Here is a 9,234-nt window from a genome sequence, read left to right on the forward strand (position 1 = left end):
GCTGGAATTCGAGCAGGGATCGAGGAAACTTGCTCATGGTCGGGCTCCGGAAATGGCGTGCGTTCACGTTATGTTCTACGCCGTTTCAGGCCACCTGTCACCACATGATGTGGTCCCGGACTCAAAGGGATAAGCCCTTAAACCAATTTCTCTTAACGAGTTTGCCGCTGCATCCACAAGAAGGCGTAATTTCTCAACCTCTGTATAGGGTATCGTTGCTATCATTTTTTCTCTTTTTCTTCCTGACGCGACTCGGTATTTTCCGCTTTCAGCGTCGACCTTCATTTTTCCTGTGCGTGCCTCCTTTTCAACGATATTTCCGAGGGAAATCGCCGCTTTAACGTCTTCCACGATCCAAGAAAGTCCGCCATCAGACAACGTTCTAGCAAGCCTCTCAAAATGTATTTCTGCTTCATCTTCCTGCATTTCCAGATCCCTTTTGAAGGCAGTATTCTACCCATTTAATGCTGATCATTAATGCCTGGGCCACAATGCTTTGGTTTCCTTTGGGTTGTTCTCACAGTATAATAGTCCCCAATGGCGGTAATGCTTGTGCATCGTGTGACCGAGAATATGCTGCTTTTCGAAATCGGTCTGAATCACTGGACACCAGTATGCGCGGACGGGCCGGTAGTGCGCAAGCGCCGCGCTCGATGCAAAATGGGCTTTCATCGCGTGTCAGCCGTCGGCGCTGAAAGCCTATTCGGCCGCTTGCTTCTATGGCGCGACGCCGCCTTACGGCAAACCGCTCTCCAGGACCGCCGTCGCCTCGTCCAGCAGCGGGGCCAGCTCCCCTTCGATGGACAGGATCACGGCCGGTTCGTCGGCGGCCGGGCGCTCCAGGGCGGCAAGCTGGCTGTCCAGCAGGCTGGGCGGCATGTAGTGGTCCTTGCGCGCGGTCATGCGCGCCCACAGGGTCTCGCGGCTGCCGTCCAGCAGCAGGAACACCACCGGCAGGCCGATGGTGCGGGCGATATGCTCCCGATACGACCGCTTCAGCGCGGAACAGCCGGCGATCACCCCGCCCGTGTCCTCGGCGCGGTCGCGCATCGCTTCTCCCAGCGCCGTCAGCCAGGGCCAGCGGTCGTCGTCGTCCAGCGGGATGCCCTGCGACATCTTCGCCACGTTGGCCGGCGGGTGGTAGTCGTCGGCGTCCAGGAAAGGCACGCCGAAGCGCGCCCCCAGCGCCGCGCCCACGGTGGACTTGCCGCAGCCGCAGGGGCCCATCACAACCGCGACGGGCCGCCGCTCAAACCGAACAGGTGATGCCGCCATCGACATAGAGAATGTGTCCGTTCACGAAGCTGGAGGCCGGCGCGGCCAGGAAGATGCAGGCGCCCACCAGTTCCTCGACATTGCCCCAGCGGCCGGCCGGGGTGCGGGCGCTGAGCCAGGCCGTAAACGCCTCGTCCGCCACCAGGGCCGAGGTCAACTCGGTCTTGAAGTAGCCCGGCGCCAGCCCGTTGACCTGCAGGCCGTGCTTGGCCCAGTCCGTCGCCATGCCCTTGGTCAGGTTGGCCACGCCGCCCTTCGATGCCGTATAGGGTGCGATGGAGGGCCGGGCCAGCGCCGTTTGCACCGAGCAGATGTTGACGATCTTGCCGGCCTTGCGCGGGATCATGTGGCGCGCCACCGCCTGACCGCAATAGAACACGCCGTTCAGGTTCAGCCGCATCATGAAGTCGAAGCGCTCGACGGGGAAGTCTTCCAGCGGCGTGCGGAACTGCATGCCGGCGTTGTTGACCAGGATGTCGATGGGGCCGGTCTCGGCCTCGAACCCGTCCACGGCGACCCGCACCGCGTCGGCGTCCGTCACGTCGAAGGGCAGGGTGTACACCGTCGCGCCCTCGCCGCGCAGGGTCTCGGCGGCGCGCTCCAGCCGGTCCCGGTCGATGTCGTTCAGGATCACCGCCGCGCCGGCCTGGGTCAGCCCCCGGGCCAGCGACAGACCGATGCCCTGGCCGGACCCGGTGACCAGCGCCCGTTGTCCGGTCAGGTCGAAGAGATGGGATGCGTTCACGGGGGTCCCTCCTGCGTGACGGGGTGGCCGGAACCTGATGGACCGCGCTGGCGCGCCGGTTGTGCTCCCGGCCTCAGTTTGGCCTTGCATCCCGGTCTGTTATCGATAACATAAGACTCGCGCGGACAGGGAGTCAAGGCGGTTTGCCCGACCCCGCCTCCGCCGGACGGACAGCGCGGGAGCTTAGAGCGTGTCCAAGCCCGACATTCTCCAGATCGGTCCCTATCCCCCGCAGGACGAGGCGGCGCTCGCGGATCGCTTCACGGTGCACCGGCTGTTCGAGGCGGCGGACCCGGCCGGGTTCGTGCGCGACCACGCCGACCGGATCCGGGCCATCGCCACGCGGGGCGAGCTGGGCGCCGGGCGCGCCCTGATCGACGCGCTGCCGCGCCTGGAGATCATCGCGGTCTATGGGGTCGGATACGATGCCGTGGACCTGGAGGAGGCGGCGGCGCGGGGCATCGCCGTGACCAACACGCCGGACGTGCTGACCGAGGATGTGGCGGATTTCGGCATCGCGATGATGCTCGCGGCCCTGCGCGGGATCGTCGCCGGGGATGCCTGGGTGCGCGCGGGTGACTGGGCGACGCGCGGGCCGCGGCCGCTGGGCGCGCGGGTGCGCGGGCGCACCGCCGGGATCCTCGGCCTGGGGCGGATCGGCACCGCCGTCGCGCATCGCTGCGCCGCCTTCGGCATGGCCGTCGCCTACTGTGATCCCGTGCAGGGCGAGGGTCCCGCCGCCTGGACCGGGCTGCCGGATCCGGTGGCGCTGGCCACCCGCGCCGACGTGCTGGTCCTGACCCTGACGGGCGGCGCGACCACGCGCGGTCTCGTCGATGCGGCGGTGCTGCGGGCGCTGGGGCCGTCGGGCCTGCTGGTCAACATCGCCCGCGCCTCCATCGTGGACGAGGCGGCCCTGCTGGACGCGCTGGAGACGGGCGCCCTGGGCGCCGCCGCCCTGGACGTGTTCGAGGGCGAGCCGGCCGTGAATCCCCGCTTCCAGGCGCTGCCCAACGTTCTTCTGCAACCCCACCAGGCCAGCGGCACGGTCGAGACCCGCGCGGCCATGGGCCGGCTGGTGCTGGACAACCTGACCGCCCATTTCGAGGGCCGGCCGCTGCCCTCGCCGGTGATCCCGCTCGTGTCCGGAAAGGAGCCCCCGTCATGAAATCCATCGTCTGTCATGGTCCGCGCGATCTGCGCATCGAGGAGCGCGAAACCCCCGTCGCCGGCCCCGACGAGGTGCTGGTGCGCGTCGAGGCCGGCGGCATCTGCGGCTCGGACCTGCACTACTTCAACAACGGCGGCTTCGGCGCGATCCGCATCAAGGAACCCATGATCCTGGGCCACGAGGTCGCCGGGCGCATCGCCGCCGTGGGGCCGGAGGTCTCGGGCCTGGAGGTGGGCGCCCTGGTCGCCATCAACCCCAGCCGGCCGTGCGGGCACTGCGTCTATTGCCGCCGGGCGCAGTACAACCAGTGCCTGGAGATGCGCTATTACGGCAGCGCCATGCGCATGCCGCACGTGCAGGGCGCGTTCAGCGAAATGCTGGTGGCCAAGGCCTGGCAGTGCGAGGTCCTGCCCGAGGGCATCACCGCCGCCGAGGCCGCGTTCGCCGAGCCGTTCTCGGTCGCGCTGCATGCCGTCAACCGCGCCGGCCGCCTGATCGGCAAGCGCGTGCTGGTCACCGGGGCCGGCCCCATCGGGGCGCTGGCCGTCGCGGCCGCCAAGCTGCACGGCGCGCTGGAGGTGGTCGCCACCGACATCGTGGACGAGGCCCTGGAGCGCGCCGCCGCCGTCGGCGCCGACCGGGTCATCAACGTGGCGACCCATGGCGCGGATCTGGCGGCCTACGGGGCCGACAAAGGATCCTTCGACGCCGTCATCGAGGCCTCCGGCACCGAGGTCGCCATGCGCGCCGCCCTGGACGTGATCCGGCCGCGCGGGCGGCTGATCCAGCTTGGCTTGGGCGGCGAGGTCTCGCTGCCACAGAACCAGATCGTGGCCAAGGAGATCGAGCTGTGCGGCTCGTTCCGCTTCCACGAGGAGTTCGCCTGGGCGGTCGAACTGATCGGCGCCCGGCGGGTGCCGCTGGGGCCGCTGCTGACCGGCACGTTCCCGGTGGCCGACGCGGTGGCCGCCTTCGAGTCCGCCGGCGACCGCCGCACGGCCATGAAGGTGCAGATCGCGTTCGGGTGATCCGACACGTGTAGGGCGCACTCGACCGCCGCGACGCGGCGGGCAGTGCGCCGCGTCATCGAACCCGGCGGCTGCCCCGCTGCCGGCTCAATCGAAGTTGAAGGTCACGTCGTCGAACTGGAACATCTCGGCGGTCTCGCGGGCCTGCTCTTGCTGGCGGGCGTCCGCCCGCGCATGGGTGCGGGCGAGCATCTCCAGTGCCGCCAGGTTCGGCAGCGCGTGAAGCTGCGCATAGGCCAGCTCCAGCGCCCCCGCATCGCGCAGCGCCGCCAGGGCCTCCGGAGACAGGCCGCGCAGGGCGGCCTCGTCCACGCGCAGCAGGCCCGCCAGCGGCACGTCCGCATCCCCGATCCGCGCCGTGGCGGCCCAGTCCGTCAGCAGCCCGTGCCGGTCCAGCAGGGCCGCCGCCGCGCGGGTCCGCTTCAGATCGGCGCCGATGGTGCCCAGGAACGACGCGATCTGTTGCAGGAACGGGGCGGGCTGCCCGTTGGCCTCGAACAGGGCGTGGGCGTCCGGACCGGATCGCAGGCCGCCGCAGGTTTCGTCGATACACACGACATGCCGGCCCTCGGGCCCCGGGCCGAGCGAGAACGGCCACGCCCGGCTCACCGCCGGCACGTACGGGCAGAGCCAGCGCCCGTCCTCCGTGACGAAGAGATTTCGGTCCGGGCGAGCGCCCAGGACCGCGATCAGGCCCACGGTGTCCCGTCCCCGCCGGAAGGCCAGGGGGAAGGTCTGCAGCGCCCGGCGGACCTCGCCCAGGCAGATGTCCACCCGGGTGGTGGCCAGCACCACCGCCGGGTCCGGCGTGGGAACGAAGGAGTGGTGGTCCGGGTTGGCATGGGTCAGGGGTACGGCCACGGCATGTCGTCCTGGGCTCGGGTAAGGCGCGGGCGGAGGACCGATCCTACAGCAACGCCGCTCCCCCAGGAACCGGCGCGAGGTCTTGGGGTGGCGAGGCAACTCCATCCCGGCGCCGCGCGTTGATGCCCCGCGACCCCATGACCCGGACCGGCGGGACGACCCTGTCGTCGCCCGACCGCTGCCCGTCTCGTTCCGGGCCCGCCGGTCTCCCATGTCTTGACGAGGAGGAGGCCCCGCTTTCATGCGACTGCCCCGTTTCAGGATCGACCGACGCCGCGACGACCGCGCCTCCGACGCATCGCCCCCGAACGATCAGGGCGACGGCAAGGGCGACGGCAAGGGCGACCCCCGGCGCACATGGTACAACGACCTGAACGTGCGCTACCTGATCGCCTCGGTGGCGGCGCTGATCGTGATCCAGGTGTGGTGGGGCGCGCAACAGCAGGTGGCGGAGCTGGATTACAGCCGCTTCGAGACCCTGCTGGAGGACGGCCAGGTCGAAAGCGTCGCCATCTCCGACGACCATATCGTGGGCACGCTGGCGGAGCCGTTGGAGGAGGGCGGCCCGACCGCCTTCACCACGACGCGCGTGGCCCCGGACTTCGCCGAGACGATGCGTCAGCACGACGTGACCTATGACGGCCGCATTGAGAGCGATTTCCTGCCCAACCTGCTGTCCTGGCTGATCCCCTTCGCCCTGATCTTCGGGCTGTGGTGGTTCATGATCCGCCGCATGGCCCGCAACCAGCAGGGCATGGGCGGGCTCATGCAGATCGGCAAGAGCAAGGCCAAGATCTACATGGAGCGGGACACCGGCTCCCGGTTCGAGGACGTGGCCGGCATCCGCGAGGCCAAGCAGGAGTTGGAAGAGACGGTCTCGTTCCTGGCCGATCCCGAGCACTACACGCGCCTCGGCGCCCGCCAGCCGAAGGGGATTCTTCTCGCGGGTCCGCCAGGCACCGGCAAGACCCTGCTGGCCCGCGCCGTGGCCGGCGAGGCCGGGGTGCCGTTCTTCAAGATCTCCGGCTCGGAGTTCGTCGAAATGTTCGTGGGCGTCGGCGCCGCCCGCGTGCGCGACCTGTTCGAACAGGCCAAGCAGCACGCGCCGTGCATCATCTTCATCGACGAGCTGGACGCCATGGGCCAGACCCGCGGCGGCGGGGGCAGCGGCATGGGCGGCGGCGGCCACGACGAGAAGGAGCAGACGCTCAATCAGCTTCTGAACGAGATGGACGGCTTCGATCCGCGCACCGAGATCGTCGTGCTGGCCGCCACCAACCAGCCGCAGTCGCTGGACCCGGCGCTGATGCGCGCCGGGCGCTTCGACCGGCAGGTCATGGTGGACCGGCCGGACAAGCGGGGGCGGCGCGAGATCCTGGCCGTGCATGCCGGCAAGGTGAAGCTGTCCGACACCGTGGACCTGGAGCAGGTGGCCGGCCTGACGCCGGGCTTCACCGGCGCCGACCTGGAGAACCTGGTCAACGAGGCCGCCATCATCGCCACACGCGAGAACGCGACGGCCGTGACCACCGATCACTTCACGGCGGCCACGGAACGGCTTGTGGCCGGGCTGGAGCACCGCAGCCGCCTGCTCAAGGACGACGAACGCCGGGTGATCGCCCACCACGAGATGGGCCACGCCATCGTCGCGCGGGTGCTGCCCGGGGTCGATCCGGTGCACAAGATCTCGATCATCCCGCGCGGCATGGGCGCGCTCGGCTTCACCATGCAGCGCCCGACCGAGGACCGCTACCTGATGCGCGAGGACGAGCTGGTGCAGCGCATGACCGTGCTGTTCGGCGGCCGCGCGGCCGAGATGATCCAGTTCGGCCGGGTCACCACGGGCGCGTCCGACGACATCAGCAAGGCCACCGACATCGCCCGCCAGATCGCCACCCAGTTCGGCATGGACGAGGGTCTGGGCCCCGTGACCTACGAGGAGCCCCGGCGCGATCCCCTGGGCCAGCAGTTCGGGCCGCGCCGGGCCTATGCCGACACCACGGCGGAGCGCATCGACGCCGCTGTGCAGGGTCGCCTGCAGGACGCGCTGGACCGGGCCAGGGCCATCCTGGAGGCCAATCGCGCGGTTCTGGATCAGGGCGCGGCGGCCCTGCTGGAGCAGGAAACGCTCGAAGGCGAGGGGCTGGATTCTGTTCTGGACGCGGCGCACCTGCCGGACCTGGGCCACCTGCGCGCGGCGTGAGTCCGACCGACCGTGAGAATGATTCGGAGGGGATTCCCGGGTCACCTTGCCCCGAAAAAGGGGGGCATCACGGAATTCCGGGGGACCGGAAGGGCCCCTCTGGCGTCGCGCTTCGAGCCTGAACCCCCTCCCAACCTCCCCGATGAATGGGCGAGGCGTCCCGGTCCACCAGACGCCAGACGGACTCCCGCCCCATGGAATGGGGAGGGGTGGAGAGGGGGTGTCTCGGGTGGCCGCTGCGGCCCGGAACCCACGCGACCCCGATTTTGCGCGATGAACCGAAAAAGTGGACACCGGGTTACGCGGCACGAAACGCGGCTTGCTCCGGGGTGATGGAGCCGAGCGCCGAGTGCAGGCGCCAGCGAGTGTAAGTCCCTTCGATGGAGGCGAACGGGTCGCGTTCGACCTCCGCGCGGGTTGCGTATCGGCATCCGCTGACCCGTTCGGTTTTCCGGGTGCCGAAGACGCTCTCGATGGGCGCGTTGTCCCTACAGTGTGTCTTTCGGCTCATGGAGGCGACCAGCCCGCTGCTCGCCAACAGCGCCACCGAGTCCTGATTGAACGCGTCCGTGAAGGACCGTCGGGTCTTGGTCGTCATCGTCCACCTCCCCGCGCCCGAGGGCGCTGAATGGAGGTGTCCACCGTTTTGGAGCAGGGTCACTCCAACCGTGGGCCAAAACGGTCTGTTTTTAGGTCGGGTGGTATAAGCCCCGTCCGGCGCTCTCACGTCTGTTCAGGTGCAAGCGCGGGGCGCCCCTTCGCCGTTGTCAGAGCCGGCCCGTCCGGCTAGGGTCCCGCGCTCTTGACATCAATCCGGGGGGACACGGCCGGACATGACGGGACTGTACAGCGCGGCCTTCATCGAGACCCTGCGCCGGGGGGCGCTAAGCCTGGTGGGCACCTGGGGGCTGTCGCCCCGCACGGAGGTCTCGCTGCTCAACATCTCGGAGAACGCCACCTTCCTGGCGGCGGATCCGGACACCGGGACGCGGGTGGTGCTGCGGGTCTACCGGCCGGGCTATCACACCCGCCGGGAGATCGAGTCCGAACTGGACTGGATCACGGCCCTGCGCGCGCGCCACGTGGTGGACACGCCCGAACCCCTGACCGTGCCCGGCGGCGGCCACATCGCTACCTTCGATCTGGACGGCCGGCAGCGAGAGGTGACGGCCTTCGCCTTCATGACCGGAGTGGAACCGTCGCCGGACGAGGACCTGTCGGGCGGCTTCCACGAACTGGGCGCGCTCAGTGCCCACCTTCATGCGCACACGCGCGACTGGCCCCGCCCGACCGGCTTCGTCCGCAAGACCTGGACCTGGGAAACCACAGTCGGCCCGACGCCGCACTGGGGCGACTGGCGCGCCGCTCTGGGCCTGACCCCGGACGGAGCCGCCGTGCTGGATCGTCTGTGCGAGGTCCTGCGCCGCCGGCTGGCGGCCTATGGCACGGGGCCGGACCGCTTCGGGCTGATCCACGCCGATCTGCGGCTCGCCAACCTGCTCGTGGACGGCGACCGGATCGGCGTGATCGATTTCGATGACTGCGGATTCGGCTGGCTCGGCTATGACTTCGCCGCCGCCGTCAGCTTCCTGGAGCACGAGCCCTACATCCCGGCCCTCCAGGATGCCTGGGTGGCGGGCTATCGGACCGTGGCCCCGCTCTCCGCCGAGGACGAGGCCATGCTGCCCACCTTCGTCCTTCTGCGCCGCCTGCTGCTGACCGCCTGGATCGCCAGCCACGCCGAGACCCCCACCGCGCAGGAGCTGGGCGCGGGCTACACCGGCGGCACCCTGATGCTGGCGGACCGATACCTGTCCAAGGCCGGGTGAGCGGTCCGCGTGCTACCGCGCACATACTGGGTGTTTTTTGTTGGCTCAGTTTGCGTTAGATATGCATGCTGGTTGTTTGGGCGAGATAAGTCCGGCGATGCATGCCAGGATTGCACGGG

At 69.0% G+C, this 9,234-nt stretch carries 9 protein-coding genes; 4 read left to right on the forward strand and 5 right to left on the reverse strand.

Annotated features, from left to right (window positions below):
• Nucleotides 1-75 precede the first annotated feature (75 nt).
• From GHC57_RS18075 to GHC57_RS18085, 3 genes are all read right to left on the reverse strand, one after another.
• Nucleotides 76-426, reverse strand: coding sequence for a hypothetical protein (locus tag GHC57_RS18075; protein WP_153346889.1), 351 nt, complete (start codon nucleotides 424-426; stop codon nucleotides 76-78).
• Nucleotides 427-735: 309 nt separating this feature from the next.
• A complete protein-coding gene (locus GHC57_RS18080; RefSeq protein WP_246152479.1) occupies nucleotides 736-1,227 on the reverse strand; it encodes a gluconokinase in 492 nt (163 codons plus the stop codon).
• 22 nt (nucleotides 1,228-1,249) lie between these two features.
• Complete coding sequence (locus tag GHC57_RS18085; protein WP_343031211.1) at nucleotides 1,250-2,020, reverse strand: SDR family oxidoreductase; 771 nt, start codon at nucleotides 2,018-2,020, stop codon at nucleotides 1,250-1,252.
• Nucleotides 2,021-2,210: 190 nt separating this feature from the next.
• Between GHC57_RS18085 and GHC57_RS18090 the strand changes: the two genes are divergently transcribed.
• Both GHC57_RS18090 and GHC57_RS18095 read left to right on the forward strand, forming a co-directional pair.
• Nucleotides 2,211-3,188 (forward strand): NAD(P)-dependent oxidoreductase, encoded by a 978-nt coding sequence (locus GHC57_RS18090; protein WP_170294963.1) that lies wholly within the window; start codon nucleotides 2,211-2,213, stop codon nucleotides 3,186-3,188.
• The gene (locus tag GHC57_RS18095; RefSeq protein WP_153346895.1) at nucleotides 3,185-4,219 is read left to right on the forward strand and encodes an L-idonate 5-dehydrogenase; all 1,035 of its coding nucleotides are present in this window, start codon (nucleotides 3,185-3,187) and stop codon (nucleotides 4,217-4,219) included. Before GHC57_RS18090 ends, GHC57_RS18095 begins: the two co-directional genes overlap by 4 nt.
• An 87-nt stretch (nucleotides 4,220-4,306) precedes the next feature.
• On the opposite strand, the gene GHC57_RS18100 is transcribed toward GHC57_RS18095, so the two are convergent.
• Nucleotides 4,307-5,080, reverse strand: coding sequence for a SapC family protein (locus tag GHC57_RS18100; protein ID WP_170294964.1), 774 nt, complete (start codon nucleotides 5,078-5,080; stop codon nucleotides 4,307-4,309).
• 244 nt (nucleotides 5,081-5,324) lie between these two features.
• Here GHC57_RS18100 and ftsH point away from each other — a divergent pair, with 244 nt between their 5' ends.
• Complete coding sequence (gene ftsH / locus GHC57_RS18105) at nucleotides 5,325-7,286, forward strand: ATP-dependent zinc metalloprotease FtsH (protein ID WP_153346899.1); 1,962 nt, start codon at nucleotides 5,325-5,327, stop codon at nucleotides 7,284-7,286.
• 298 nt (nucleotides 7,287-7,584) lie between these two features.
• On the opposite strand, the gene GHC57_RS18110 is transcribed toward ftsH, so the two are convergent.
• Nucleotides 7,585-7,884, reverse strand: coding sequence for an IS3 family transposase (locus tag GHC57_RS18110; protein WP_153346901.1), 300 nt, complete (start codon nucleotides 7,882-7,884; stop codon nucleotides 7,585-7,587).
• Between the two features lie 235 nt (nucleotides 7,885-8,119).
• Here GHC57_RS18110 and GHC57_RS18115 point away from each other — a divergent pair, with 235 nt between their 5' ends.
• Nucleotides 8,120-9,115: a phosphotransferase enzyme family protein gene (locus tag GHC57_RS18115; RefSeq protein WP_153346903.1), complete on the forward strand. Its 996-nt coding sequence runs from the start codon at nucleotides 8,120-8,122 to the stop codon at nucleotides 9,113-9,115.
• Nucleotides 9,116-9,234: the final 119 nt, after the last annotated feature.

Source organism: Roseospira navarrensis, from assembly GCF_009601025.1.
Lineage (GTDB): Bacteria > Pseudomonadota > Alphaproteobacteria > Rhodospirillales > Rhodospirillaceae > Rhodospira > Rhodospira navarrensis.